This window comes from Franzmannia qiaohouensis (genome assembly GCF_031451695.1).
Classification (GTDB): domain Bacteria; phylum Pseudomonadota; class Gammaproteobacteria; order Pseudomonadales; family Halomonadaceae; genus Franzmannia; species Franzmannia qiaohouensis.
Genome location: NZ_JARWAM010000008.1, coordinates 121,061 through 145,715, shown reverse-complemented (window position 1 = coordinate 145,715; position 24,655 = coordinate 121,061). Strand labels below are relative to the sequence as shown.

24 protein-coding genes and 2 tRNA genes are annotated in these 24,655 nt (G+C 65.7%); 17 read left to right on the top strand and 9 right to left on the bottom strand.

The window, feature by feature from the left end:
• The first annotated feature begins 73 nt into the window (after window positions 1-73).
• Genes QC821_RS12730 through QC821_RS12710 form a run of 5 tightly spaced genes read left to right on the top strand, consistent with a single transcriptional unit; the run spans window position 74 to window position 5,840 of the window.
• The gene (locus QC821_RS12730; protein ID WP_309721948.1) at window positions 74-2,140 is read left to right on the top strand and encodes an ATP-binding protein; all 2,067 of its coding nucleotides are present in this window, start codon (window positions 74-76) and stop codon (window positions 2,138-2,140) included.
• Window positions 2,137-2,547 (top strand): response regulator, encoded by a 411-nt coding sequence (locus QC821_RS12725; RefSeq protein ID WP_309721945.1) that lies wholly within the window; start codon window positions 2,137-2,139, stop codon window positions 2,545-2,547. Before QC821_RS12730 ends, QC821_RS12725 begins: the two co-directional genes overlap by 4 nt.
• Complete coding sequence (locus QC821_RS12720) at window positions 2,547-3,311, top strand: YaiO family outer membrane beta-barrel protein (protein ID WP_309721942.1); 765 nt, start codon at window positions 2,547-2,549, stop codon at window positions 3,309-3,311. The genes QC821_RS12725 and QC821_RS12720 overlap by 1 nt, the downstream gene beginning before the upstream one ends.
• Complete coding sequence (locus tag QC821_RS12715) at window positions 3,301-4,419, top strand: HEAT repeat domain-containing protein (RefSeq protein WP_309721939.1); 1,119 nt, start codon at window positions 3,301-3,303, stop codon at window positions 4,417-4,419. Before QC821_RS12720 ends, QC821_RS12715 begins: the two co-directional genes overlap by 11 nt.
• Window positions 4,416-5,840 carry a glycosyltransferase family 2 protein gene (locus QC821_RS12710; RefSeq protein ID WP_309721937.1) on the top strand — a complete coding sequence of 475 codons (1,425 nt, stop codon included), beginning with the start codon at window positions 4,416-4,418 and terminating at the stop codon, window positions 5,838-5,840. Before QC821_RS12715 ends, QC821_RS12710 begins: the two co-directional genes overlap by 4 nt.
• Before the next feature lie 3 nt (window positions 5,841-5,843).
• Here QC821_RS12710 and QC821_RS12705 read toward each other — a convergent pair whose 3' ends face one another.
• On the bottom strand, window positions 5,844-6,869 hold the full coding sequence (locus QC821_RS12705; RefSeq protein ID WP_309721934.1) for a serine hydrolase domain-containing protein: 1,026 nt from the start codon (window positions 6,867-6,869) through the stop codon (window positions 5,844-5,846).
• A 319-nt stretch (window positions 6,870-7,188) separates the two neighbouring features.
• Here QC821_RS12705 and QC821_RS12700 point away from each other — a divergent pair, with 319 nt between their 5' ends.
• The 4 genes from QC821_RS12700 to dcd all read left to right on the top strand — a co-directional run bounded on the left by QC821_RS12700 (window position 7,189) and on the right by dcd (window position 10,615).
• Window positions 7,189-7,785 carry a hypothetical protein gene (locus QC821_RS12700; protein WP_309721931.1) on the top strand — a complete coding sequence of 199 codons (597 nt, stop codon included), beginning with the start codon at window positions 7,189-7,191 and terminating at the stop codon, window positions 7,783-7,785.
• Window positions 7,786-7,941: 156 nt separating this feature from the next.
• Entirely contained in the window at window positions 7,942-8,949 is a 1,008-nt protein-coding gene (locus tag QC821_RS12695) for a coiled-coil domain-containing protein (protein WP_309721928.1), read from the top strand.
• A 187-nt stretch (window positions 8,950-9,136) separates the two neighbouring features.
• Window positions 9,137-9,937: an iron-sulfur cluster carrier protein ApbC gene (gene apbC, locus QC821_RS12690; RefSeq protein ID WP_309722239.1), complete on the top strand. Its 801-nt coding sequence runs from the start codon at window positions 9,137-9,139 to the stop codon at window positions 9,935-9,937.
• 111 nt (window positions 9,938-10,048) lie between these two features.
• Window positions 10,049-10,615 carry a dCTP deaminase gene (gene dcd, locus QC821_RS12685; RefSeq protein WP_309721924.1) on the top strand — a complete coding sequence of 189 codons (567 nt, stop codon included), beginning with the start codon at window positions 10,049-10,051 and terminating at the stop codon, window positions 10,613-10,615.
• A gap of 3 nt (window positions 10,616-10,618) precedes the next feature.
• Here the strand turns inward: dcd and purN are convergent, their stop codons facing one another.
• The gene (gene purN / locus QC821_RS12680; RefSeq protein WP_309721922.1) at window positions 10,619-11,362 is read right to left on the bottom strand and encodes a phosphoribosylglycinamide formyltransferase; all 744 of its coding nucleotides are present in this window, start codon (window positions 11,360-11,362) and stop codon (window positions 10,619-10,621) included.
• Window positions 11,359-12,441, bottom strand: a complete 1,083-nt coding sequence (gene purM, locus QC821_RS12675; protein ID WP_309721919.1) for a phosphoribosylformylglycinamidine cyclo-ligase — start codon at window positions 12,439-12,441, stop codon at window positions 11,359-11,361. Before purM ends, purN begins: the two co-directional genes overlap by 4 nt.
• Window positions 12,442-12,590: 149 nt before the next feature.
• Between purM and QC821_RS12670 the strand changes: the two genes are divergently transcribed.
• From QC821_RS12670 to QC821_RS12655, 4 genes are all read left to right on the top strand, one after another.
• On the top strand, window positions 12,591-13,667 hold the full coding sequence (locus QC821_RS12670) for an AI-2E family transporter (protein ID WP_309721918.1): 1,077 nt from the start codon (window positions 12,591-12,593) through the stop codon (window positions 13,665-13,667).
• Window positions 13,664-14,365: a DnaA regulatory inactivator Hda gene (gene hda / locus QC821_RS12665; protein ID WP_095619000.1), complete on the top strand. Its 702-nt coding sequence runs from the start codon at window positions 13,664-13,666 to the stop codon at window positions 14,363-14,365. The genes QC821_RS12670 and hda overlap by 4 nt, the downstream gene beginning before the upstream one ends.
• Window positions 14,366-14,554: 189 nt before the next feature.
• Complete coding sequence (locus QC821_RS12660; protein ID WP_309721913.1) at window positions 14,555-15,844, top strand: PQQ-dependent sugar dehydrogenase; 1,290 nt, start codon at window positions 14,555-14,557, stop codon at window positions 15,842-15,844.
• Between the two features lie 68 nt (window positions 15,845-15,912).
• The gene (locus QC821_RS12655) at window positions 15,913-16,296 is read left to right on the top strand and encodes a c-type cytochrome (RefSeq protein WP_309721910.1); all 384 of its coding nucleotides are present in this window, start codon (window positions 15,913-15,915) and stop codon (window positions 16,294-16,296) included.
• Here the strand turns inward: QC821_RS12655 and QC821_RS12650 are convergent.
• Entirely contained in the window at window positions 16,280-16,843 is a 564-nt protein-coding gene (locus tag QC821_RS12650) for a collagen binding domain-containing protein (RefSeq protein ID WP_309721907.1), read from the bottom strand. The two genes, QC821_RS12655 and QC821_RS12650, sit on opposite strands and share 17 nt — an antisense overlap.
• A 147-nt stretch (window positions 16,844-16,990) precedes the next feature.
• On the opposite strand from QC821_RS12650, the gene QC821_RS12645 reads away from it, so the two are divergent.
• Window positions 16,991-18,370, top strand: a complete 1,380-nt coding sequence (locus QC821_RS12645; protein WP_309721905.1) for a class II fumarate hydratase — start codon at window positions 16,991-16,993, stop codon at window positions 18,368-18,370.
• 132 nt (window positions 18,371-18,502) lie between these two features.
• On the opposite strand, the gene QC821_RS12640 is transcribed toward QC821_RS12645, so the two are convergent.
• Complete coding sequence (locus QC821_RS12640) at window positions 18,503-19,261, bottom strand: DeoR/GlpR family transcriptional regulator (RefSeq protein WP_163503079.1); 759 nt, start codon at window positions 19,259-19,261, stop codon at window positions 18,503-18,505.
• Between the two features lie 226 nt (window positions 19,262-19,487).
• On the opposite strand from QC821_RS12640, the gene glpK reads away from it, so the two are divergent.
• The 3 genes from glpK (at window position 19,488) to QC821_RS12625 (ending at window position 21,282) form a co-directional block, all read left to right on the top strand.
• Complete coding sequence (gene glpK, locus QC821_RS12635; protein WP_309721899.1) at window positions 19,488-20,969, top strand: glycerol kinase GlpK; 1,482 nt, start codon at window positions 19,488-19,490, stop codon at window positions 20,967-20,969.
• Window positions 20,970-21,085: 116 nt separating this feature from the next.
• Window positions 21,086-21,162: transfer RNA gene (locus QC821_RS12630), tRNA-Val, on the top strand.
• A 43-nt stretch (window positions 21,163-21,205) separates the two neighbouring features.
• Window positions 21,206-21,282 (top strand) — tRNA-Val (locus QC821_RS12625).
• A 56-nt stretch (window positions 21,283-21,338) separates the two neighbouring features.
• Here QC821_RS12625 and QC821_RS12620 read toward each other — a convergent pair.
• The 4 genes from QC821_RS12620 to QC821_RS12605 all read right to left on the bottom strand — a co-directional run bounded on the left by QC821_RS12620 (window position 21,339) and on the right by QC821_RS12605 (window position 24,465).
• Window positions 21,339-21,806, bottom strand: a complete 468-nt coding sequence (locus QC821_RS12620; protein ID WP_309721896.1) for a GAF domain-containing protein — start codon at window positions 21,804-21,806, stop codon at window positions 21,339-21,341.
• Window positions 21,807-21,872: 66 nt separating this feature from the next.
• Window positions 21,873-22,706 (bottom strand): MetQ/NlpA family ABC transporter substrate-binding protein, encoded by an 834-nt coding sequence (locus QC821_RS12615; RefSeq protein WP_422720115.1) that lies wholly within the window; start codon window positions 22,704-22,706, stop codon window positions 21,873-21,875.
• An 81-nt stretch (window positions 22,707-22,787) separates the two neighbouring features.
• Complete coding sequence (locus QC821_RS12610) at window positions 22,788-23,441, bottom strand: methionine ABC transporter permease (RefSeq protein ID WP_309721893.1); 654 nt, start codon at window positions 23,439-23,441, stop codon at window positions 22,788-22,790.
• Window positions 23,422-24,465, bottom strand: coding sequence for a methionine ABC transporter ATP-binding protein (locus QC821_RS12605; protein WP_309721890.1), 1,044 nt, complete (start codon window positions 24,463-24,465; stop codon window positions 23,422-23,424). Before QC821_RS12605 ends, QC821_RS12610 begins: the two co-directional genes overlap by 20 nt.
• Window positions 24,466-24,655 lie beyond the last annotated feature (190 nt).

Below are 24,655 nucleotides of genomic sequence, written 5' to 3'. Positions count from 1 at the left end.
TAACCTGCGGCCATGCCTTGGTTTCAGGGTACTCCCCACCGCGCTCGCCATCCATCTGCAGGGAGCTTGACGATTGCACGACGCAGGAAAAATTCCCGGAACCTGGCGCCACACCCTTGCGTTTCTTCTCGCCTTCACTCTCCTCCTGGGGCTCGGCTGGCAGGGCATGCGCGTGCAGCAGGCGCTGCTCGGTGCCAATGCCGAGGTCAATCACAGCCTCGAGTTGATCACCGTCATCCAGGACATGCTGCTGACGCTGCAGGATGTCGAGACCGGTGAGCGTGGGTTCGTGATCACCGGCCAGCCGGCCTATCTGCAACCCTACCGCGAGGCCCGCGAGCGGATCGCCGATGAGCGCGCAGCGCTGCAGCTGCTGCTGGAGCGACGCAGCGTTGCCGACCAGCAGGTCCTGTCCGAGCTCGATGAGCTGATCGCCCGGCGCCTCGACATCAGTCAAGCCAATATCACGGTGCGCGAGAGCGACGGGCTGGAAGCCGCCTCGCTGCGTCTGCTGGCGGCGGGTGGACGCCAGACCATGGATCGTCTGCGCCTGAGTCTGGGTGCCCTGGAGCGCGATGAGCGCAGCCGCCTGGCCGCGGATACCCAACGCGCTGCCGATCAGGCCGAGCGGGCGCGCTGGTTGGGTCTGTTCGGTGCGCTATTGGCCGGCGGCCTGCTGCTGGCGGCGTTCATGTCGGTCAGTCGCAACCTGCGGCTGCGCCGTCAGCTGGCGCTCGAGGCGCTGCAGCGCGAGGCGCGTATGGCGGCACTGCTCGAGGCGGTGCCCGATGAACTCTATCGGATCGTGCCGGGGCAAGGGGTGAGCCGCTTGCGCCAGCAGGATTCGACATCGTCGCCGGTGGACACGCCGTTTGCCGAGGCGTTGCTCGGGCGGCTTGGCGATCATGATGATGAGCTGCTGCATAGCTTCATGTGGCATGCCGCCAGCGGTGAGGAGTTCGAAGTGCGCATGCTGCCGACCCGCGACGGCGAGTACCTGGCGGTGTGCCGGGATGTGACCGATCGCCTGCGCAGCCGGCGGCGGCTGCGTGACCAGCAGACCTTCCTGCGCAGCATCGTCGATGCCGACGAGAACCTGATCTTTGCCCGTGACGTCAGCGGCCGCTTTCGCATGTGCAACCAGGCATTCGCTGCCTTCGTGGGCGTCAGCCCTGGCCAGCTCGAAGGACGCAGCGCCGCCGAGCTGCGCCACGGCCAGTGCCTGCTGCCGCTGATGGCCGGTGACAGCGAGCTGCTGGCCGGCAAGCCGGAGCAGCGTGCCATGGCCCTAGAGGTGCGGGACGCCGAAGGCCATACCCGCTGGCTGCAGCTGCTCAAGCGCCCGCTGACGCTGTCCGACGGCAGTCGCTACCTGTTGGCAGTGGCGGTGGATATCACCGAGCGGCGCCAGATGGAGCAGATGAAGGCCGAGTTCATTGCCACCGTCAGTCATGAGTTGCGCACCCCCTTGACGGCCATTCGCGGCGCCGTAAGCATGCTCAGCAGCGGCATGGCGGGCGACATGCCCGAGGCAGCGACGCCGCTGCTGGAGATCGCCGATCACAACAGCGAGCGGCTGGTGCGACTGATCAACGATATCCTCGACATCGAAAAGCTCGAGTCCGGTCGCCTGTCGTTTCACTGGGAAGCGCTGCCGCTGGCGACGCTGGTCGAGGCGGCGCTGCGCGACAACACGCCGCTGGCGGCGAGTTTCGACGTCACCCTGGTGGCCGAAGGGAACCCCGTTGATGCCCTGGTCGAGGTCGACCGCCACCGCTTTGCTCAGGTCATGGCCAATCTGATCTCGAATGCCTGCAAGCACTCGCCGCCGGGCTCGCGGGTGGTCGTCAGTCAGACCCGGCGCGGGTCGAGCTGGCTTGAGGTGGCGGTGAGCGATCAAGGCTCGGGGATTCCGCTGACGTTCCAGCCGCGGGTCTTCGAGCGCTTTGCCCAGGCCGATGCCTCGGATCGGCGTCGTACCGGCGGTACCGGGCTGGGCCTGGCGATCACCCAGGCGCTGGTTGCAGAGATGCGCGGCGAGATCGACTTTACCTCGACGCCGGGCGAGGGCAGCTGTTTCCAGATACGCCTGCCGCGCCCTGATCCATCGTCAGTCACCGTTGCCAAGGAGGCTCCATGAACGAAGCAGTCGGTAGCGCCAGTGCGCCCAGCATTCTGATGGTCGAAGATGAGGATGACATCGCCTTTTTGATCCGCTTTCTGCTCGAGCGTAACGGCTACGCCGTCGAGCATGCCGCCGACGGTCGCCAGGCGCTGGAGCGTATTGCTCAACCCGCGGACATTAGCCACGTTCCCGATCTGGTGCTGCTGGATATCATGCTGCCCTACCATGACGGGCTGGAGATTCTCGAACGCTTGCGAGCCGAGCCGGCCTGGCAGTCGGTACCGGTACTGATGCTGACTGCCAAGGCGCGCGAGGCCGATATCGTCCGGGCGCTGGAGCTGGGCGCCGACGATTACGTGACCAAACCCTTTCAACCCGACGAACTGCTGGCGCGGTTGCGTCGCTTCATGAGGAGACGTTGATGCGTGGGGCAAGACTGCGCCTGGGGATATTGGCGCTGGTAGCAGTGATGGGCAGCGAGGCGGTGGCCGAGGAGCGGCGCCTGGAAGGCGAGATATCCTATCGCTATGACAGCCTGGACAGTGGCTTTGCCGACTGGCAGGCCCAGCGACTCGATCTGCAGTCGAGCCGCCGCGGTGAACCCACCTGGTACGGCGCGGCGCTGCGCGAGCGGCGCTTCGGCAGCTGGGACGAGGGGCTCGAATTGGGGGCGGCCGTGCCGCTGGGCGACGACTGGGTGCTGCAGCCCGAGATGGGAAGAACCTTCGGCGCGGACTTCCTGCCCGAGTGGTATGCCGACCTGCGCCTGCAGCGACGCCTGCCGCAGGGCTACGTCGGCAGCGCCAGCCTGCGCCGCACCCAGTACGACGCCTCGCGGGTGGATCGTCTGGCACTCGGCGCCGAGCGCTACTGGGGCAACTGGCGCGCCGCCTATACCCTCAACGTCAGTGATGTCCAGGGGGCCGGCAACCCGGTAGGGCATGCCGTGGCCCTTGATCACTACTACCGTGAGCGCAGCCTGATCGGCCTGCGCGCCAGTACCGGCCGTGAAGAGGAGGGCTTGCCTGGGGGACAGGTGGTCACCAGCGACGTGACCGCCTTCGCCGTGCGCGGACGCCACTGGCTGGATGCCGACTGGGCCCTGTCGTGGGAGCTGGGCACCCTCAGTCAGGGGGATCTCTACGACCGGCACGGCATCCAGCTGGGCGTGCGGCGTGCCTTTTGAGCTAGGCGTCGTGCTGGCGCAGCTCACCAGCCTGCCAGAGGATCCGGCGCTGCGCCTGGCGCTGTACATCGCCATGGCCCTGGCGCTGCTGACCCTGGCGGTGATGGCGCAGGTGCTGGTGCTTGCCGAGCTTGCCACGCGGCGCGAGGCTCGTCGCCAAGCTTTCATTGCCGCCTGGCGGCCGCATCTGGCCGCCTGGAGCATGGTGCCCGATACCGACAGCTTGCCGGCTGCGCCGCATGGCCGCCGCGAACGGCTGTGGTTCCTGCTGCTGTGGAGCCGCATGCAGCGCCAGCTGCGCGGCACCGCGCGGGAGCGGCTCAATGAACTGCTCGGGCGTCTCGGCATGCTTGGCCCGGTACTCGGGTTGCTCGACAGCCGCGCCGCGCATCGCCGCCTGGTGGCGCTGAGCTGCCTGCGCTACCTGGGCGATGCGGAGCAGTGGCCGGCGGTCTTGCCGCTGCTCGACTCGCGCAACGCGGCTGTCTCCCTTGCCGCCGCCCAGGCGCTGGTGGCGATGGATCCGGCGCACGCCATGCAGCGCATCATTCCGCGGGTGGAGGAGCGCCGCGATTGGGCACTGCCGCGTCTCGAGGCGCTGTGTCAGCAGGCCGGTCGCCAGGCGGTCAGCGAGCCGCTGCTGGCTCAGCTGAGCGCCTCCCAGGGCAGTATCGGGCGCGCCGTTGGGCTACTGGCATGGGCCGAGCCAGGCCAGGCCGCGCCCTGGGCGCGACGCTTCCTGGCCGAGCTGCCTGCGGATGTGCAGGCGTTGGATGACGAGGCGCGCGACGCGGCGCTGCGTAGCCTGGGTGAGCTGCGCGATCCGCGCGACCGCGAGCTGCTGATGGCGTATCTCGACAGTGAGTCTCCAGCGCTGCGGCTGGCGGCGCTGGCGGCCCTGCGCCGCCAGGCCGGCGCCGATGATGTGGCGCTGTTTACCCCGCTGCTCGCCGATCCCAACTGGTGGGTGCGCCAGGCGGCGGCGGATGCGCTGGTGGCGCTGCCCGGCGTGGATGTCGCGACGCTGACGACGCTGCTCGAAACACTTGCCGACCGCTACGGCCAGGATGCTCTGCGCCGCGCCATGGCCGAGGGAGGGCACGAATGAACGTGTTGGCAACGCTGGCAGCCATCGACTGGATCTGGTGGAGCCAGGTCTTCTTCATTGGCTATTTCTTGCTGCTCAACGGCGGTTACCTGGCGCTTAACCTGCTGTCGATGGTCAGCCTGAGACGCTATATGCGGCAACGCGCCGAGCTCGGCGAGGATGCCCCCTATCTGGGCGTCGAACCAGCGGTCTCGGTGCTGGTGCCGGCCTATAACGAGGCGGCGACGATTCGCATCTCGGTGCTGTCGCTGCTGCAGCTGCAGTACCCGGAGTTCGAGGTGGTGGTGATCAACGATGGCTCCAAGGACGAGACCCTGGAGGTGCTGATCGAGGCATTCGAACTTGAAGCCTACCCCGAGCCGCTGCGCCGCACGGTACCCCACCAGGAGGTGTTGGGCGTCTACCGCTCGCGGCGCTACGCCAACCTCAAGGTGCTCGACAAGGCCAACGGTGGCAAGGCCGACGCCCTCAATGCCGGCATCAATGCCGCCCGCCACGGCCTGTTCTGTGCGGTGGACGCTGACTCCATCCTGCAGCGCGACAGCCTGCTGCGAGTGGTGCAGCCGTTCCTCGAGGACGAGCGGACGGTGGCGGCAGGAGGCACCGTGCGCATCGCCAACGGCTCACGGGTACGCGGTGGTTTCCTGCTGGAGGCGGGGATTCCCCGCAGCCTGCTGGCGCGCTTCCAGATCGTCGAGTATCTGCGCGCCTTCCTGTTCGGGCGTTTGGGCTGGTCGCCAATGAACGCGGTGCTGATCATCTCCGGCGCCTTCGGGCTGTTCGACCGCGAGCGGGTGATGGCGGTCGGCGGCTACAGCACCTCGACGGTGGGCGAGGACATGGAGCTGGTGGTGCGCCTGCACCGCTATCATCGCGAGCGGCGGCTGGCGTACCGCATCCACTACTTGCCCGACCCGATCTGCTGGACCGAGGCGCCGGAGGACCTGGGCACCCTGGGCCGCCAGCGAAGCCGCTGGCAGCGCGGCCTGGCCGAGAGCCTGAGCCGCCATGCGCGGCTGGCCACCAGCCCTAGGGGCGGGGCGCCGGGGCACCTGGCCTGGCCGTTCATGACGCTGTTCGAGTGGCTGGGGCCGCTGGTCGAGGTGGGCGGCTATGTGTTCATGATCGTCGGCTTCAGCCTGGGCATCATTGCGCCGCTGGCGCTGACGGTGTTCCTGCTGGTGGCGATTGGCATGGGCATCCTACTGTCGGTCAATGGCCTGCTGCTGGAGACACTGTCGTTTCGTGTCTACCAGCGGCGCCGCGACATGCTGCGGCTGTTCCTGGTCGCCATCGTCGAGAACTTCGGCTATCGCCAGCTCAATACCCTGTGGCGCTGCCGCGGACTGTGGCAGTGGTTTGCCCGCCGCAAGCACCAGTGGGGTGCGATGAAGCGCAGCGGGCAGTGGGGCAGTGAATGAGCGCTAGTCGGTCTCGAGCAGCGTCTCGACCAGGGCGTTGAGACGGCCCTGGAACTGGCCGCCGGGGGAGGGCGGATTGGGGTTCGAGGTGATTGCGATCGTCAGCTCGCGTGCGGGAATCACGTACAGCGCCTGGCCGCCGAAACCGCGGCCGTAATAGGCCGGCTCGTCGGCCAGGGTAGTGATGAACCAGCCGTAGCCGTAGCCGTCGTTGGTCCAGGGTGAGCTGCCGCGGGCGGCCCAGGAGTCTTCGACCCAGCCCTCGGGCAGAATGCGCTGGCCGTTGAGCTGGCCGTCGTGGCGATAGAGTTCACCAATCTGGATCAGCGCCCGCGGCGATAGCAGCATATCGTTGCCGCCGAAGTAGATGCCCTGGGGGTCGCGCGCCCAGGCCGGAATGTTGATCGACAGCGGCTCGCCGAGCAGTCGCTGGGCGAGTGCCAGGGTCGATTCGCCGCTGGCGCGGGTCAGCGCCGCCGAGAGCAGATGGCTGGAGCCAGTCGAGTAGAGCATGCGCCCACCGGGCTCATCGACGAATGGCCGCCCCAGAGCGTCTGCCACCCAGTCGGGGCTGGCGACCCAGCTGCCGTAGTTGCTACCCGAGGTCCGTTCTAGCCCCGCCTGCAGGGCCATCAGGTGCCCGATCGTGATGTCGTTGACGCGCGGGTCGGCGCCGGCGGGTACGCGATCGCCGAGCAGCCCGACCAGCGACTGGTCGACATCCTCGAGTACCCCCGCCTCAATGGCTGCGCCGGTGAGGGCTGCCAGCACCGTCTTCGACAGCGACTTGACGTTGGCGGGCGCAGCAGTGCCGGGTCCGCCCTGATGATGATCGAGGACGATCTCGCCGTCATGGGCCACCACCAGTGCATGCACCCTGTCGAGCCGCTCGGTGGCCGCCTGCATGGCTGCCAGGGCCTGCTCGGAGGGGCCGCTGGCAGCTGCGCTGGCGGCCATCAGCCCGCTCAGGGCAAGACCTGCCAGCGTGCTGATAAGGGCGCGTATCCCTCCCGGGGGCGAGACAGGCATAGGGCAATCTCCTTGTAGGTTGGCCTGGCTTCGAGCCGCATCCGATGCGGTTGGTTCCCGGCCCGTTGCGTCAGGGGTGGCATGTTGCGGCAGGTGTGCAAGGCGGCTGAGGGCTGCTAGGCTGGAATCGTCGGCGAAACGAACGCTGGCTGATCTGGGCAATGGCGTGCCGTCAGGATGACGCCGCGTTGTCCATTACTTACCCCACTGCAAGGAGTGCTGCCATGCGAAGCATCATCTATATCATCGGTTTGATCGTCGTGGTCATGTTCGTGCTGTCTCTGCTCGGCCTGCGCTGAGCCGCGCCCAGGGCATGGCCATGTACGGTGCGTCCCGCTGTCGGCTGCTACTGGCGGCGGGGTTGGCGCTGACCGCCACGCTACTCGGCGGTTGCGCCGCCCGGGTCATGCCCGAAGCACAGATCGATACTCCGCAGCCGGTTTATCTGGTCGACCACGGTCGTCACGCCAGCCTGGTGATTCCCCACGAGAATGGCCTTACGCGCTACTCATTCGGTGAGTGGCGCTGGTACGTGGAGGGTCGGCGTGGCGCCAGGGCTGGATTGTCGGCGCTGCTATGGCCGACCGCAGGCGGGCTTGGTCGCAAGGAGCACGCGGCGCTCGAGGCGCCGCCGCTCCCCGCGCGGGTTACGCCTGAAGGCCGCCAGCAGGTGTATGCCTTGAACGCCGAAGCCGCGCGCGTCGAGGCGCTGCGTCGACGGCTCGATGGCTATCATGCCGCTGCGCCCGAGTCACCTGTCTACAGCGAGACCTTCGGGCTCTACTTCGTGCCCTACTCGCGCGACTACTGGGCCGCGCATCAGTCCAACCTCAAGGTCGTTGAGTGGCTCGAGGAGCTGGGTATGCAGGTGCAAGGCTCGGCCTGGCTATCGCGTTGGCGCATCGTGGAAGATTGACGGCGAGGATTTTATGCTGAGGCTCAACAATCGGTAACAATCAGTTGGCTCACTTTCCTGATCGCCGTGAGTGTGTATGCTGAATGGTGAGCCTTACCCTAGCGTCGTGTAGGCAGTGGCGGCGTCCATACGCAGTTACCAAGGGGAAACCACAAGATGGCACAACAGTCGATGAGTGAACTCTCACGAGACAACCGGGTACGCATCCTCGCCGGCGTGGCGGTGATCGCGCTGGTTTACGCGCTGATTGCCAGCTCCGGCGCGAGCTCTGCGCGCGAGGAGCGCGATAGCCTCGAGGAGCGCGTGGCGGTGCTCGAGGGCGAGAACGATGCATTGCGCAGTGAAGTCGACACCTTCGCCGAGGCCCAGGGCAGCGTAGAAGAGGCGCAGCAAGAGCTGTCCGCGCTCGAAGCCGATGCTGAGTCGGCCCGCGAGCGTCTTGCCGAGGTCGAGAACGAACTGGCCGCCAGCGAGTCGCAGCTGGCCGAGCAGGAGGCCGCCTACGAGCAACGCCAGGCGGAAATGGAAGAGGAGCTCGACGCTCGTCGCCAGGAGCAGGAAGAGGAACTCGACGCACGCCGACAGGAGCAAGAGGAGCAGCTCGAGGCGAGTCGCGATGAGGTCGAGGAGCTCGAGCAGCAGGCGCAGTCGCTGGATGAGCAGATCGCCCAGAAGCAGGCCGAGCTTGAATCGCTGGAGTCTCAGGCAGCCGAAGCGCGTGAAGCGCGTGATAATGCTCGCGAAGCATTCGAGGGTCTGGAGGAGCAGATCACCGAGGCCGAAGGGCGCCAAGCCGAACTGGCTAGCCAGTTCGAGTCGCGCCAAGCACGTATCGAGGCGCTGCAGGAAGAGATCGAGGCGCTGGAAGGCCAGGCTGAGGAGCGCGAGGCGACTCTCGAAGAGCTGGATGCCCAGATCGCGGCCTCCCAGCGTAGCTTCGACCACGTCGAAGAGGGCCTCGAAGCTGTTCTCAACGAGTACGAGGCAGCTGAGGCACAGGTCGAAGAAGCCGAGGCGCGCCTCGACGAGCTTTCCGAGCAGACCGCTGCCCGTACTGAGCAGCTCGAGCGTCTTGAAGCCCAGCTGGCCAGCTGGCGTGACGAGCTCAGTGAGCTCGAGGCCAGCCTTGAAGCAGCAGCGGCGCAGCAGGAAGATGACGAGTGAACTGATCTGACGCCTGCGGCGCAGAGTCATGACCCGGCGGCGAGCATCCAGCTCGCCGCTTTTTTTGGTGAGTCAGGCTAAAGTTGAGCATGGCGCTTGGTTATAGCGCCCGCTGCCGGGTTATACTCGCCGTCACACCGACCGGTGCCGACCGGTCGCCATGATCGACCAGCAGGAGCAAGCCGTGATCGAAGGGGTAAAGCATATCGTTGCCGTGGCCTCGGGCAAGGGGGGCGTGGGCAAGTCCACCGTGACCGTTAATCTGGCCCTGGCGATGGCCGCCGAAGGCTATCGGGTGGGCCTGCTCGACGCCGACATCTACGGGCCCAGCCAGGCGCAGATGCTGGGCATCGGCGAGGGCGTGAGGCCCCAGCAGGCCGGCGAGAACCAGTTCCAGCCGCTCGAGGCCCACGGCATTCAGGCGATGTCGATGGCTTTCATGGTCGATATCAACGAGCCGATGGTATGGCGTGGTCCAATGGTGGCCGGTGCCTTCCAGCAGATGCTCAACCAGACCGCCTGGAACGACCTCGACTATCTGTTCATCGATATGCCGCCGGGTACCGGCGACATCCAGCTGACCCTGGCGCAGAAGGTGCCGGTGTCGGGGGCAGTGATCGTTACCACGCCGCAGGACATCGCCCTGCTCGACGCGCGCAAGGGCATCGAGATGTTCCGCAAGGTCAATGTCCCGGTGCTCGGCGTGGTCGAGAACATGAGCCTGCACGTCTGTTCCGAGTGCGGACACAGCGAGCCGATCTTCGGCGCTGGCGGCGGCGAGCGCATTGCGGCTCAGTACGAGACCCGCCTGCTTGGCCAGCTGCCGCTGACGCTGTCGATTCGCGAACAGTCCGACAGCGGGCGGCCGACGGTGATCAGTGACCCCGACAGCGAGGCAGCAACGACCTTCCGTAACATGGCGCATGCTGTGGTCGAAGGCGTCACTGGCCAGCAGCCCCAGGGGCCTAGCATCAGCTTCGGCGACTGAACGCCGGCATTGCCAGCTTTGTATTCGTTGAACGGGCCGTTATCATAACGGCCCGATTTCTTTCTGGCCGCGTTACGGCGCGGCACGCTTCGCCCCACCAAGGACGCCCCGATGAGTATCAAATCCGACAAGTGGATCCGCCGCATGGCCGAGCGGGAAGGCATGATCGAGCCCTTTGAGCCCGACCAGGTGCGCTACGTGGACGAGCGTCGGGTGATCTCCTACGGGACCTCGAGCTACGGCTACGACGTGCGCTGTGCCGACGACTTCAAGGTGTTCACCAATATCCACTCGGCGGTGGTCGATCCCAAGGCCTTCGACGAGAAGAGCTTCGTCGACATCAAGGGTGATGTCTGCGTGATTCCGCCCAACTCCTTCGCCCTGGCGCGCACGGTGGAGTATTTCCGCATTCCGCGCAGCGTGCTGACGATCTGCCTGGGCAAGTCGACCTATGCGCGCTGTGGAATCATCGTCAATGTCACGCCGCTGGAGCCGGAGTGGGAAGGTCACGTGACCCTGGAGTTCTCCAATACCACCAATCTGCCGGCCAAGATCTACGCCAACGAAGGGGTGGCGCAGATGCTGTTCCTGGAGTCCGACGAGGTCTGCGATGTGTCTTACAAGGATCGTGGCGGCAAGTACATGGGGCAGCGCGGCGTGACGCTCCCCAGGACGTGAATGCTACTCCTCGTCCAGCTCTTCCGCCGCATCGGCATGTGACAGGCGCAGCCCCTGGGGCGGTAGCGGCATGCCGTCGAGGATAGGGCCCTGCTGGCCGAGCTGTAGACGCCCCTCCAGGAACCACTTCACTGCGATGGGATAGATCAGGTGCTCACGGGCGTGCACCTTGTCCTTGAGCGAGGCGGCGTCATCACCGGCATCCACTGTTACCGCGGCCTGCACCACCACCGGCCCACCGTCGAGCTCTTCGGTGACGAAGTGCACACTGCAGCCATGCTCGGTGACGCCGTCGTCCAGCGCCCGGGCGTGGGTGTCGAGCCCTTGATAGGCGGGCAGCAGCGAGGGGTGGATATTCAGCAGGCGGCCGTAGAAGCGCTGAACGAACAGCGGGGTCAGGATGCGCATGAAGCCGGCCAGCACGATCAAGTCGGGCTCGTGGCGTTCGATGACCTTGATCAGGGCGCCGTCGAAGGCCTCGCGGCTGTCGTACTCGCGATGCGGCAAGGCCACAGCATCGATGCCGGCGTCGCGGGCGCGCTTGAGGCCGTAGGCGTCGGCCTGGTTGGAGATCACCGCGACGATCTCGCCGCCCAGCTCATCGTAGGCCTGGGCGTCGATCAGCGCCTGGAGGTTGCTGCCGTTGCCGGAGATTAGCACTACCACGCGGCGCGCCTGGCTGGCCTCGGCGGTGAAGTCGTTGAGGGTGTCGCTGGCCGGGGAGGGAGCGTCGACGCTACGGCTCATAGCGAAAGATTCTCCAGTTGGACCTGGGCCTCATCAGCTTGCCGGGCGCTGATCTCGCCGAGGCGATAGACGCGCTCGCCCTGGGCCTCGAGGTGGGCCTGTGCCGCTTCCGCCTGCTCGGCGGAAACCACCACCACCATGCCGATGCCGCAGTTGAGCACGCGATGCATCTCGTGCTCGTCGACGTTGCCCTGCTGCTGCAGCCAGTCGAACACTGCCGGGCGCCTCCAGCGGGTCACGTCGACGTGGGCGGTAAGGTTGTCGGGGAGCACTCGCGGGATGTTTTCGAGCAGGCCGCCGCCGGTAATGTGCGACAGCGCATGCACCGCCACGCCGCTCTCCTTGATCAGCGATAGCAGCGGCTTGACGTAGATGCGGGTCGGGGCGAGCAGTGACTCGCGCAGCGACTGGCCGTCGAGCTCGGTGTCCAGCGGGACCGCCGCAACGTCAAGAATCTTGCGGATCAGCGAGTAGCCGTTGGAGTGTGGGCCGGAGGAAGCCAGGCCTAGCAACACATCGCCGGCGGCGACCTTACTGCCGTCGAGGATCTCGGACTTCTCGACCACTCCGACGCAGAAGCCAGCCAGGTCGTAGTCGCTGCCCTCGTACATGCCTGGCATTTCGGCGGTTTCGCCGCCGACCAGCGCGCAACCGGCCTGGAAGCAGCCTTCGCCGATGCCGGTCACCACGTCGGCGGCGATGTCGACATCCAGCTTGCCCGTGGCATAGTAGTCGAGGAACAGCAGTGGCTCGGCGCCGGCCACCACCAGGTCGTTGACGCACATCGCCACCAGGTCGATGCCAATGGTGTCGTGCTTGTCGAGGTCCATGGCCAGGCGCAGCTTGGTGCCGACACCGTCGGTGCCGGATACCAGTACCGGCTCGCGGTAGCCGCTGGGCAGTTGGCAGAGAGCACCGAAACCGCCTAAGCCGCCCATTACCTCGGGACGAGTGGTACGCTTGGCAACGCCCTTGATGCGCTCTACTAGCGCATTGCCGGCGTCTATGTCCACACCGGCGTCCTTGTAGCTGAGGGACGGCTGGGACGGCTGAGAGGAGTCGGACGAGCTGCGGGTCATGACCAATCCTGTCGAAATACGGCGAGAAAGATGGAGTGAAAACGCGGCGTGAATTGTAGCATCACCTGACGGCGCCCGCACCGCCGGTGCGTGGCAAATGCATGTGGTAGCGCCCACAGGAGTGGCGAATCAGCACCAGGGAGTAGAGGATGCGCAGAGAGTGGTGGTTGCTGGCCGTTGCGGCCGGCCTGGTGTGGCTGTTGATGCAGCTAGAGTCGATGTTGATGCCGTTCATCGCCGGGATGATCATCGCCTACCTAGGGGATCCACTGGCCAATCGACTGCAGCGTCTTGGCCTTTCCCGGCCGATGGCGGTGACCGGGGTGTTTCTGGTGTTGATTCTGGTGCTTGGTATCAGCCTGCTGATCCTGATCCCCCTCACTGTGCAGCAGGCGCGTCAGTTTGGCGAGGTGGTGCCGAATATATTCGCGTGGTTCGAGACGGCACTGGCGCCTCAGGTACAGGCCTGGACCGGCTACGACCTGCGCGGTGAGCTAGACAATGTCCAGGAAACCCTGGCCGAGCACTGGCAGGAAGCCGCCGGCCCTGCCGCCGAGATTCTGGGCCGTGTGGGACGCTCCGGGCGCGCCTTCCTGACCTGGATCACCTACCTGTCGCTGGTGCCGGTGGTGGCCTTCTATCTGCTGCTCGACTGGGAACGGCTGCTGCACAATATCCGCAGCCTGCTGCCGCGCCAGTGGGAGCCGGATGTGACGCGGCTGGCGAATCGCTGCGACGAGGTGCTGTCGGCCTTCCTGCGCGGTCAGCTGCTGGTGATGCTGTGCCTGGGGGCGATCTATGCGCTGGGCCTGACGGTGATGGGCGTGCGCTTCGGGCTGCTGATCGGACTGATGGCCGGCCTGGCGAGTATCGTGCCGTTTCTGGGCTTTATCGTCGGCATCAGCGTGGCGCTGGTGGTGGCGTTCTTCCAGTTCGGCAGCTGGCTGGCGCTGCTCGGCGTGGTGGTGGTGTTCAGCACCGGTCAGGCGGTGGAGAGCACGGTGCTGCAGCCCAAGCTGCTCGGCGACAAGATCGGCCTGCATCCGGTGGCGGTGATCTTTGCCGTGCTGGCCGGCGGCAATCTGTTCGGCTTCACCGGCGTGCTGCTGGCACTGCCCGCTGCAGCAGTCATCATGGTACTATTGCGAGAAGCCAAGGAACGCTACAAAAACAGTACCTTATATGATGCCGCGCGGAACGGCGACAGTGATGAGGAGCCCCCATGAGCCCTGGGCCTGCCCAGCTGCCGCTGGGTGTAGGATTGCGCGACGATGCGACCTTCGCCAATTTCCTGCCGGCTGGCAATGCCAGCCTGGTGCAGACGCTGCGTGCCCAGTGGCAGCCCCACGGTGAGCCGTTCCTGTTCCTGTGGGGGGCGAGTGGGGTAGGTCGCAGCCACCTGCTGCAGGCGGCCTGCCATGCCGCCACGGATCACGACAAGCGCGCCCTCTACCTGCCACTCGCTGAGTTGGGGCATTTTCCGCCGCACATGCTCGAGGACTCCGAGCGTCTCGACCTGGTGGCCATCGATGACCTTGACAAGGTGCTCGGGCGGCGGCGCTGGGAGGAGGCGCTGTTCCACGCCTTCAATCGACTGCGCGATGCCGGCAAATGCCTGGTGATCGCCGCCTCGGCGGCGCCGCGCCAGCTCGATGTGGCACTGCCCGACCTGGCCTCGCGGCTGAGCTGGGGTACCACCTTCCACGTCCACCCGCTCGATGATGAGCAGCGCCTGGCGGCGCTCAAGCTGCGAGCCAGCGTGCGTGGCATGCAGCTGCCCGATGAAGTGGCGCGCTACATGCTGCATCGTGGCCCGCGGCGTCTCGGCGAGATGTGCGACGCCCTGGACACCCTGGATCGAGCCTCGCTCTCTGCCCAGCGCAAGCTGACCATTCCCTTCGTCAAGCAGGCGCTTGGCTGGTAGCCCCTCGACTATTTCTTACACGCCGTGTTGTCCGAATCGGTCTACATTCAATGTGGGCTGCCGTGGCAATGCCACCAGGAGGTGCGCGACAGCAGTATTTCGGAGTGACCCCAGCAAGTACTACCGGTAACCATAAGAACCACAACTGACCGCCCGGATATGCGGTCGCCACTTCAGAGGTATCACCTCATGAAAGTTCTTGCAGTCTCAGTCACCTCGGCACTGTTGTTGGGGGCCGCCACTGCGTGGGCTCAGCCCACCAGCGACGAGGCCCTCGAACGCATGCGTGGCATGCAGACCACCGGCCAGTCGCTGGCCATGCAGACGGTGCCCCAGGACGGCGAGGTGGCCGATGCCATCCGCCGCAATCTTGAACGTATCCGCCTGCCGCCGGGATTCCGGATCGAGCTCTATGCAGTGGTGCCCGATGCACGCCATATGGCCGTCGGGCCCTCCAGCGGGGTGGTCTTCGTCGGCACCCGCAAGACCGACATGTGGTCGGTCACTGATCGCACCAAGAACCGCGTCGCCGACGAGGTCAAGCGCTTCGCACCGGCGATCTCCTTCACCCAGCCGGGGCCCTGTTTCACCTCGGACGGCTTCCTCTACGTGGCCGAACACAATCGCGTTCTGGTATTTCCGGCTGCTGAGTTCTTCTTCGAGGGGCCCGATGTGGCGGTAGATATCGTGGTACCCAGCGGTGAGTTGATCCCTGTCGAGGAGGAGAGCTTCAATCACGGTGCGCGGGTCTGTGCGCTGGGCGCTGACAACAAGCTCTACGTCTCGCTGGGCCAGCCCTACAACGTTCAGCCTGCCGAAAAGCGTGAGCTCTATGAGGAGATCGGCATCGGTGGAATCGTGCGCATGGAGCGAGACGGCAGCCGCCGCGAGGTGTTCGCCAAAGGAGTGCGCAACTCGGTTGGCATCACCTTCCATCCCGACACTGAGGAGCTGTGGTTCACCGACAATCAGGTCGACGGCATGGGTGACGATATCCCGCCCGGTGAGATCAACCATGCGCCCAAGCCCGGCATGCACTTCGGCATGCCGTGGTACGGCGGCGGTGACACCCGCACCGTCGACTATCGCGACGAAGAGCCCCCGGAAGGCCTGACATTCCCGGTGGTGGAAACGGTCGCCCATGCGGCGGACCTGGGGTTGACCTTCTACCGTGGCGAGATGTTTCCCGAAGCGTATCGCGGCGGCTTGTTCAGCGCTCAACGGGGCAGCTGGAACCGTTCTACGCCGGTGGGTGCGAGAGTGATGTTCACTCCCTTCGCCGAGGATGGCAGCGGGCCGAGTGGTGCCACCATCCCCTTTGCAGAGGGCTGGCTGGACGAGCGTAGCGGCGAGTACTACGGGCGGATCGCCGATGTTGCCCAACTGGCTGACGGATCGCTGCTTGTCTCCGACGATACCGCCGGTGCTATCTACCGGATCTCCTATGACTCCCCAGCGGCCCCTGAGAGCGAGACCTGAGGTGTATCGCTGATGCAATGGCCCCGTGCACGGGGCCATTGCTGGACGAACTATCGGGAGCGCTAATGATGTGTCTGACTCCTCCTGCTATCGCTTGCTCAACCACCCGCGGTTGGCCGGCAGCGCTGCTGCTGATGCTGCTGACGCTGCCGGCACTGGCGGCCAGCCCCGAAGCGGGGCGCACCAAGGCGCAGCAGTGCGCCGCCTGTCATGGTCTGGACGGCCTCAGTCGGCTGCCGGATGCGCCGCATCTGGCCGGCGACAGTGCCCTCTATCTGGCAGCTCAACTGCGTGCCTACCGCAGTGGGACGCGTCAGCACCCCCAGATGAGCATCATCGCCGCTGCCTTGAGCGATGAAGATATCGCCGATCTGGCCGCCTGGTACTCGGCGATTGCGATCAGCGTCGAGCTACCCTATGACGGGGGCGAGGCGCTCAGCGGCTCAGATTGACGTTGACGCGCTGGCCGCTGTTGAGCCTGACCTGATTGATGATGATACGCGGCCTGCCGTCGGACGGCGTGACGCTGCCCGAGACGTAGTAGTCGCCGGCCGGCAGGCCGTTGACGGTGAAGCGTCCGTCGTCGTCGGTGCTGGCCTGGCGGGTATAGGCCTGGGCGCGGGGGTCGGCGGGCGCCACGGCCTGTCCGGCCAGCGCCTTCTCGGCGGCTTCGGCAGAGTAGGTGGTGACCGGCGCCACCGAAACACGACTGTTGCGACCGACCACCGTGCCCGACGCGGTGTTGAGGGTCAGTCGGCCGCTGATAGAGCCGTTGCCGTGCTTCTCCAGCGCCGCGTATTCGGCCTCGGGGAAGGCCACTTCGCGGGCCACGCGGCCCGGCGGCGGGGCTTCATCAGGGTCACGCTCGGCCTCGGTGCCGACGTCGGTGACTTCGATGCGTTCCGGAGGCGGCCCGGGCGTGGTGTCGATCAGCTGGCAGCCGCTGACGGCCAGACCGGCGGCGACGATGATCAGGTATTTCATCAGACTCTTGGGCATTGCCTGTCTCCTACGTCCGTGTCTGCATCGCTGGGCTTGAGTCTATGTCGCTGTCATCCCCGGCGCCACCGTCACTTGAAAGCATGACGGGTCGCTACCATGGTAGAGGGAGGTGTCCTAGAGGCACGCATCGACAGGGAGGCGAGCATGACCAAGACACGACGCGAGCGCGACAGCATGGGCGAGCTGGAGGTGCCGGAGAGTGCCCTCTACGGCGCCCAGACCCAGCGCGCGGTGAACAACTTCCCGGTCAGCGGGCAGCGCCTGCCGATGGCCTTCATTCACGGCGTGGCCCACGTCAAGCTGGCGGCGGCGCGGGTCAACGCCGAGCTTGGCCTGCTCGACCGCGCGCGTGCCGAGGCCATCGCCGCCGCCGCGCGGGAGATCCTCGACGGCCGCCACGACGAGCAGTTTCCTGTAGATGTCTTCCAGACCGGCTCCGGCACCTCGACCAACATGAACGTCAACGAGGTGATCGCCCACCTGGCATCGCGCCAGGATCTGCCGGTGGGGCCCAACGACCACGTCAACATGGGCCAGTCGAGCAACGACGTGATACCCACCGCGCTGCATCTGTCCGCCGCCATCGGGGTCGAGCAGCAGCTGCTGCCGGCCCTCGACCACCTGCGCCAGACGATCGAGGCGCGGGCGGCCGAGCTCGACGGGGTGGTCAAGACCGGCCGCACCCATTTGATGGACGCCATGCCGGTGCGCATGAGCCAGGAGCTCGGCGCCTGGGCGAGCCAGGTAGCGCAAGCCAGCGAGCGCCTGGCAAGCGGTCAGCAGCGTCTCGGTCGGCTGGCCCAGGGTGGTACCGCGGTGGGTACCGGCATCAATGCCCACCCTGAGTTTTCCGAACGCATGGCACGCACGCTCGCCGAGCAGACCGGGTTGGCGCTATCGCCCAATGACAGCCTGTTTGCCAGCCTGGCCTCCCAGGATGCCGCGGTCGAACTTTCCGGCCACTTGCGCGGCTACGCTTGCGTGGTGATGAAGATCGCCAATGACCTGCGCTGGATGAATTCGGGGCCGCTGGCCGGCCTCGGCGAGATCGAGCTCGAGGCGCTGCAGCCGGGCAGCTCGATCATGCCGGGCAAGGTCAATCCGGTGATTCCCGAGTCAGCGGCCCAGGTTGCCGCCCAGGTGATCGGGCTGGATAGCGCGGTCACGGTGGCCGGCCAGAGCGGCAACTTCCAGCTCAATGTGATGCTGCCGCTGATCGCCAACAACCTGCTTACCGGTATCGCGCTGCTGAGCAATATCAGTCACCTGCTCGCCGACCGTGCCATCGCCACCTTCAAGGTACGCGAGGAGCATCTGCGTGAACCCCTGGCGCGCAATCCGATTCTGGTCACCGCGCTCAACTCGGTGATCGGCTATGACGCGGCGGCGGCGATCGCCAAGCAGGCCTATCAGGCCGGGCGGCCGATTCTCGATGTGGCCGAGGAGCAGACCGAGCTGTCGCGTGAGGAGCTCGAGCGCCTGCTCGACCCGGCGGCGCTGACCCGCGGCGGCATACCCGAGTGAGGTTCACAAGCGAACATGGCATCAGGCCAAGGTAGATAGACGGCACTGCTCGAACTGATCCGCCGACAAGCCTCCTCTTTGGCTTGCCGCCGGCGTTCCGTGCGTAGGGAGGTGCTGCGCTCGCCCTGGGTGTCAGGCGATATGCAGGGTAACGTCATGATTCTCCAGCAGCCGGCAGATGGTCTCGGAGGGTCGACGATCGGTGAACAGGGCATCGAGCTGGGAAATGTTGCCCTGGCGTACTACCGGGTTGCGGTGGAACTTGGAGTGGTCGGCGGCCAGGAAGACCTGCCGTGAGTTGCGGATGATCGCCTGGGCGACGCGCACCTCCTGGTAGTCGAACTCGAGCAGCGAGCCATCTTCGTCGATACCGCTGATGCCGATGATGCCGAAATCGACCTTGAACTGATTGATGAAGTCGATGGTTGCCTCGCCGATGATGCCTCCGTCGCGGGCGCGCACCTGGCCGCCGGCGACGATCACGTTGAAGTCTTCCTTGTGCTGCAGGGCGGCGGCCACGTTGAGGTTGTTGGTGATCACTTCGAGCCCCTTGTGATGCTCGAGGGCATCGGCGATGACTTCGTTACTGGTGCCGATGTTGATGAACAGCGAGGCGTTGTCGGGAATCTTGGAGGCCAGCAGCTGGGCAATACGGCGCTTGGCATCCAGGTTGAGGGTCTTGCGCGTGCTATAGGAGGTGTTGACGGTGCTCGACTCGAGGCCGGCGCCGCCGTGCACGCGGCGGATCAGGCCTTCCGCCGCCAGGGCATTGAGGTCGCGACGAACGGTCTGGGGCGTGACATCGAAATGGCTGGTGAGCTGCTCGATGGCGGCATATCCCTGGCGCTTTACCAGTGCCACGATGGCATCCTGACGTTCCCGCTGATTCATGCGACCTCCTTGATGTTGTCGCCAGTCTACGTGATTTCGCCGATCTGAAACATCATACATGCGCGTCGGGCGATGCATGCCAGGCGCCTGTGTTCGACTAAGGTGCAAGTGAAAGTCACCGGCAAAGATTTGAGCCGTTCTCGGGAGTAGTTTAGTCTCGAATCGTCGGAAACGAACATTAGTGCTGCGAAAACGAAAATATCAATCAACCATCGAGGACCTCGCCATGCCCGCCTACCTGCTTGCCATCGACCAGGGAACTACCAGTTCGCGGGCGATTCTGTTCGACCGGCAGGCCAACGTGGTCGAGGTTGCCCAGCAGGAGTTCACCCAGCATTTTCCCGAGGATGGCTGGATCGAACACGAGGCCGAGGACATCTGGCGCAGCGTCGAGCAGACCTGCCGCCAGGTGCTAGAGCAGGCCGCGATTGGCGCCGACGAGGTGGCGGGGATCGGCATCACCAACCAGCGCGAGACCACGCTGCTGTGGGATCGCAACACCGGCGAGGTGCTGCATCGAGCGATCGTATGGCAGGATCGGCGCACCGCCGACCTGTGCCAGCGGCTGCGCGATGACGGACACACGTCGCTGGTGCAGTCGCGCACCGGGCTGCTGATCGATCCCTATTTTTCTGCCACCAAGCTGGCCTGGCTGCTGGAGCACGTCGAGGGGGCTCGCGAGCGCGCCGAGCGCGGCGAGCTGGCTTTCGGTACCGTCGATACCTTCCTGATCTGGCGTCTCACCGGCGGCAAGGTGCACGCCACCGATGCCACCAACGCCTCGCGCACCGCGCTGTTCAATATTCATCAGCAGTGCTGGGATGACGAGCTGCTGGCGCTGTTCGACATACCCGCCTCGCTGCTGCCGGAGGTCAAGGATTCCAGCGACGACTTCGGCCACACCGAGGAGGCGTTTCTGGGCGCGGCGCTGCCGATTGCCGGTGTTGCCGGTGACCAGCAGGCGGCGCTGTTCGGCCAGGCCTGCTTCGAGCCGGGAATGGGCAAGAGCACCTATGGCACTGGCTGCTTCATGATCCTCAATACCGGCGATAGTGCCGAGACCTCGCGTAACCGGCTGCTGACCACCGTGGGCTACCGTCTGAACGGCAAGCCGACCTACGCCATGGAGGGCAGCATCTTCGTGGCCGGGGCGACGGTGCAGTGGCTGCGTGACGGGCTCAAGCTGTTCCAGGATGCGGCCGAAACCGAGGCGCTGGCCAAGAAGACGCGCGAGGGGCACCACGTCTACCTGGTCCCGGCCTTCACCGGCCTTGGCGCGCCGCACTGGGATCCCCAGGCGCGCGGGGCGATCTTCGGTCTGACCCGGGATACCGGTATCGCCGAGATCGTTGCCGCCGGCCTCCAGGCAGTCTGCTACCAGACCCGTGATCTGCAGGTGTGCATGAATGACGACATGGCCGCCAATACCGGCACGCTGCGGGTCGATGGCGGCATGGTGCGCAACAACTGGCTGATGCAGTTTCTGGCGGACATGCTCGGGGTGCCGGTGGATCGCCCCACGGTGCTCGAGACCACGGCACTGGGCGCTGCATATCTGGCCGGCCTTCAGATCGGCTGGTACCGCGACCTGGACGAGATCGCCGAGCTGTGGCGCTGCGAACGCACCTTCGAGCCGAGCATGCCCGGCGACGAGCGTGAGCGCCTCTATCAGGGCTGGCAGGACGCCGTGGCGCGCGTCAAATCCTGATGCGGTATATCGCCAAGCGGCTGATCGCCAAGAATTTTTACGCCACTATTGCATTCGCGGGGCGGATGCGTAAAATACGCATCCGTTGCCAGGCAAGCCATATGCTGGGAAGCGGCAGGACCATAGCTCAGTTGGTTAGAGCGCCACGTTGACATCGTGGAGGTCAGCGGTTCAAATCCGCTTGGTCCTACCAATCCAGCTGCATCATTGGCAGTACGCAACGCTAGTCACGAAATAGGACCATAGCTCAGTTGGTTAGAGCGCCACGTTGACATCGTGGAGGTCAGCGGTTCAAATCCGCTTGGTCCTACCAGAATCCCGAGACGGCCCCGTAGCGCATTCGCTGCGGGGCCGTTTTGCGTCCGGCCGCTAGCTCGCGGCGGCGAGGTCGCTGCGCGCGACGAAGGTCGCGACCAGCTGCTCGATCCCGGCCTGGTCGGCGGCGCTGAAGCGTGCCGGCAGCGGGCTGTCGAGGTCGAGCACGCCCCACAGCTGCGTTTCGGCAAGGATGGGCACCACCAGTTCAGAGCGCGAGGCCGCATCGCAGGCGATATGGTCGGCCACGGCGTGTACGTCGGCGATGCGCTGGGTCTGGCGGCTACGCGCCGCGGCGCCGCATACGCCCTTGGCGAAGGGAATCGGGTTGCAGGCCGGCTGGCCCTGGAAGGGGCCGAGCGTCAACAGCTGCGGCTGGCGCTGCAGGTAGAAGCCTGCCCAGTTGAGGTCGGGCACGCCATGCATGATGAAGGCGCAGGTCTGGGCGCTGTTGGTCAGCCAGTCGCGGCCGTCGAGCAGTGCCTCGAGCTGGCGTGCCAGTAGGTCATAGTCGGTGGGCATGGTGTCTCCTCACGGCAAACGGCCGGCACAAGGCCGGCCGCTGCTGAGTTGCGCTATGCGACGGGCTTACTCCCAGCCGGGAACCGCGCCGCCGTCGAATAGCTCTTCGGCCTTGGCGGCCACTTCGTCGCGCTGGTAGGCGCTGACCAGCTGGCGAATTTCCTCGCGCTCTTCATCGCCGGCGCGCACCACGATCAGGTTGACGTAGGGCGAGTCGGGGCCTTCGCGAACCAGGGCGTCGTCGAGGCTGAGGCCGGCGGGCTGGGCGAAGGTGTTGTTGATGAAGGCCATGTCGACGTCGGGCAGTACTCGCGGCAGCTGGGCGGCCTCGATCTCGCGGAACTGGAAGTCGCGCGGGTTCTCGATCACGTTGACCGGCGTGGCTTCGAGGTTCTCGGGGTCATCGAGTTCAATCAGGCCCTCGTTGTGCATCAGGATCAGCGCGCGGCCTTCATTGGACGGGTCGTTGGGCAGTGCGATGATGGCGCCATTGGGCAGCTCGTCGATACTGGCGTGGCGTTCGGAGTAGGCGCCGATCGGGTAGACGAAGCTGCGTCCGGCGGCGACCAGCTCGTAGCCGCGGTCTTCGACCATGCTCTGCAGGTAGGGCTCGTGCTGGTAAGCGTTGGCGTCGAGGCTGCCGTCGGCCAGCGCCGCGTTGGGCGAGACATAGTCGGTGAATTCGACGATCTCGACGTCGAGGTCGTACTCCTCCTTGGCGATGCGTACCGCAACTTCCATGACCTCGGTTTCCGGGCCGGCCACGGTGCCGACGCTGATCGAGCGAGTCTCGGCGGTGTCGTCGCCGTTGCCGCAGCCGGCCAGCGCCAGGCTGCCGGCGAGCATCAAGCCGCCGAGCAGGCGCGACGGGGTGAACTGGCGGGAGAGGGTGTCTTTCATGAGCGCTGTATCTCCTTGATGCCTCGAAGCGAGGCGGTGGAAGGCGCCGCTATTCCAGGTGCGGCGCCGAGTGAAGATGGATTACTTGTGGTCGGTGCGGCGTACCAGGTGGTCGCCGAGGCTCTGGAAGCCCTGCACCATGACCACCAGGATCGCCACGGTGATCAACATGACCATGGGATCGAAGCGGTTGTAGCCGTAGCGGATGCCGAGGTCGCCGAGGCCGCCGCCGCCGACGGCACCGGCCATCGCCGAATAGCTGACCAGGGTCACCACGGTGATGGTCAGGCCGGTAATGATGCCGCCCAGCGCCTCGGGCAGCAGTACCTTGGTGATGATCTGCAGCGGTGTTGCGCCCATCGACTGGGCGGCCTCGATCAGGCCTGGCGAGATCTCGTTGAGAGCCCCCTCTACCAGCCGCGCCACGAACGGAATCGCGGCGATGGTCAGCGGTACCACGGCGGCATTGGTGCCGATCGACGTGCCGGCAATCATCCGCGTGAAGGGAATGATCGCCACCATCAGAATGATGAAGGGCACCGAGCGGCCGATATTGGTGACCACCCCCAGTACCCGGTTGAGCAGAGGCTGGGCGAGGATCTGCCGGGGGCGGGTGACGTATAGCAGCACCCCGAGCGGTACCCCCAGCAGCGCCGAGATCAGGCTCGAGACACCGACCATATACAGAGTATCGAGGGTCGCCTTGAGGATCAGGTCAAGCATTGCGCTGGACATGGCCGAGCACCTCCACGTGCAGATCATGGGTTTCGAGGTAGTCGATGGCCTCGCGGGTCTTGTCCGCCGGCCCGATCAGCTCGGCGATCATCAGCCCCAGGGTGCGGCCCTGGATCGACTCGACCTTGGCCTGCAGGATGCTGACGTCGATCTGGCAATCGCGGGCCAGCCGCGAGATCAGCGGCGTCGACACGGCGTCGCCGGAGAAGGCCAGGCGTACCACCGGATGCGAGTTGTCGCCCGAGGCGGCGTCGAGGCGTTCGACCAGCGCCCGCGGCGGTTCGAGCTTGAGAAATTCGTTGATGAACTCTCGCCCCAGCTGGGTACGCGGTGCGGTGAAGAAGTCGCCTACTTCGGCTTCTTCGACCAGCAGGCCGGCCGAGATCAGGCCGACCCGGTGGCAGATCCGCTTGACCACTTCCATCTCGTGGGTGATGAGCAGGATGGTCAGGCCCAGGCTGCGATTGATCTCCTGCAACAGGGCGAGGATCGAGCCGGTGGTCTGGGGATCGAGGGCCGAGGTGGCCTCGTCGCACAGCAGCACCTTGGGCTTGCTGGCCAGGGCGCGAGCAATCGCCACGCGCTGCTTCTGGCCGCCGGAGAGCTGCGCCGGATACTGGTCGGTCTTGTCGCTGAGGCCGACCAGCTCGAGCAGCGGGGCGACCCGCTGGCGAATCTCGCGGCGCGGCACGCCCATCAGCTCCAGGGGCAGGGCGACATTGGCAAAGACCGTGCGCGAGTCGAGCAGGTTGAAGTGCTGGAAGATCATGCCAATGCGGTGGCGGGCCTGGTTGAGCATGGCGCCGCTGAGCGTGGTGAGCTCCTGGCCGTCGACGCTGACGCTGCCGCTGGTGGGCCGCTCGAGCAGGTTGACGCAGCGAATCAGCGTCGACTTGCCGGCCCCTGAGAGGCCGATGACGCCGTAAATAGTGCCTTCGGGGACATGCAGGTCGAGCGGCTTGAGTGCCTCGACGGCGCTGTCGCCCTGGCCGTAGGTCTTGGAGACGTTGGAGAGTGTGATCATGGTCCTGTCGCGTTGCGGCGCTGGCGGGCGGGGCAGCAGGCGGGCGAAAAAAAGGCCACCCTGGCGGGTGGCCATCAACGCTGGACACACCCTTTTAGCTGCACTTCTCGCTTCCCGGGGGAAGGAGGGCGCCCGCAATCTGGGGTCAAATCGGCGCCTGAATATGTGGCGCAAATTCTAGGCGTCGCAC

What these genes read in the sequence shown, in the direction of transcription:
- QC821_RS12725 (WP_309721945.1), top strand. Translation starts at nt 2,137, where the DNA reads ATGAACGAAGCAGTCGGTAGCGCCAGTGCGCCCAGCATTCTGATGGTC.
- QC821_RS12720 (WP_309721942.1), top strand. Translation starts at nt 2,547, where the DNA reads ATGCGTGGGGCAAGACTGCGCCTGGGGATATTGGCGCTGGTAGCAGTG.
- QC821_RS12710 (WP_309721937.1), top strand. Translation starts at nt 4,416, where the DNA reads ATGAACGTGTTGGCAACGCTGGCAGCCATCGACTGGATCTGGTGGAGC.
- QC821_RS12705 (WP_309721934.1), bottom strand. Translation starts at nt 6,869, where the DNA reads ATGCCTGTCTCGCCCCCGGGAGGGATACGCGCCCTTATCAGCACGCTG.
- QC821_RS12700 (WP_309721931.1), top strand. Translation starts at nt 7,189, where the DNA reads ATGTACGGTGCGTCCCGCTGTCGGCTGCTACTGGCGGCGGGGTTGGCG.
- QC821_RS12695 (WP_309721928.1), top strand. Translation starts at nt 7,942, where the DNA reads ATGGCACAACAGTCGATGAGTGAACTCTCACGAGACAACCGGGTACGC.
- dcd (WP_309721924.1), top strand. Translation starts at nt 10,049, where the DNA reads ATGAGTATCAAATCCGACAAGTGGATCCGCCGCATGGCCGAGCGGGAA.
- purN (WP_309721922.1), bottom strand. Translation starts at nt 11,362, where the DNA reads ATGAGCCGTAGCGTCGACGCTCCCTCCCCGGCCAGCGACACCCTCAAC.
- purM (WP_309721919.1), bottom strand. Translation starts at nt 12,441, where the DNA reads ATGACCCGCAGCTCGTCCGACTCCTCTCAGCCGTCCCAGCCGTCCCTC.
- QC821_RS12670 (WP_309721918.1), top strand. Translation starts at nt 12,591, where the DNA reads ATGCGCAGAGAGTGGTGGTTGCTGGCCGTTGCGGCCGGCCTGGTGTGG.
- hda (WP_095619000.1), top strand. Translation starts at nt 13,664, where the DNA reads ATGAGCCCTGGGCCTGCCCAGCTGCCGCTGGGTGTAGGATTGCGCGAC.
- QC821_RS12660 (WP_309721913.1), top strand. Translation starts at nt 14,555, where the DNA reads ATGAAAGTTCTTGCAGTCTCAGTCACCTCGGCACTGTTGTTGGGGGCC.
- QC821_RS12655 (WP_309721910.1), top strand. Translation starts at nt 15,913, where the DNA reads ATGTGTCTGACTCCTCCTGCTATCGCTTGCTCAACCACCCGCGGTTGG.
- QC821_RS12650 (WP_309721907.1), bottom strand. Translation starts at nt 16,843, where the DNA reads ATGCCCAAGAGTCTGATGAAATACCTGATCATCGTCGCCGCCGGTCTG.
- QC821_RS12645 (WP_309721905.1), top strand. Translation starts at nt 16,991, where the DNA reads ATGACCAAGACACGACGCGAGCGCGACAGCATGGGCGAGCTGGAGGTG.
- QC821_RS12640 (WP_163503079.1), bottom strand. Translation starts at nt 19,261, where the DNA reads ATGAATCAGCGGGAACGTCAGGATGCCATCGTGGCACTGGTAAAGCGC.
- glpK (WP_309721899.1), top strand. Translation starts at nt 19,488, where the DNA reads ATGCCCGCCTACCTGCTTGCCATCGACCAGGGAACTACCAGTTCGCGG.
- QC821_RS12620 (WP_309721896.1), bottom strand. Translation starts at nt 21,806, where the DNA reads ATGCCCACCGACTATGACCTACTGGCACGCCAGCTCGAGGCACTGCTC.
- QC821_RS12615 (WP_422720115.1), bottom strand. Translation starts at nt 22,706, where the DNA reads ATGAAAGACACCCTCTCCCGCCAGTTCACCCCGTCGCGCCTGCTCGGC.
- QC821_RS12610 (WP_309721893.1), bottom strand. Translation starts at nt 23,441, where the DNA reads ATGTCCAGCGCAATGCTTGACCTGATCCTCAAGGCGACCCTCGATACT.
- QC821_RS12605 (WP_309721890.1), bottom strand. Translation starts at nt 24,465, where the DNA reads ATGATCACACTCTCCAACGTCTCCAAGACCTACGGCCAGGGCGACAGC.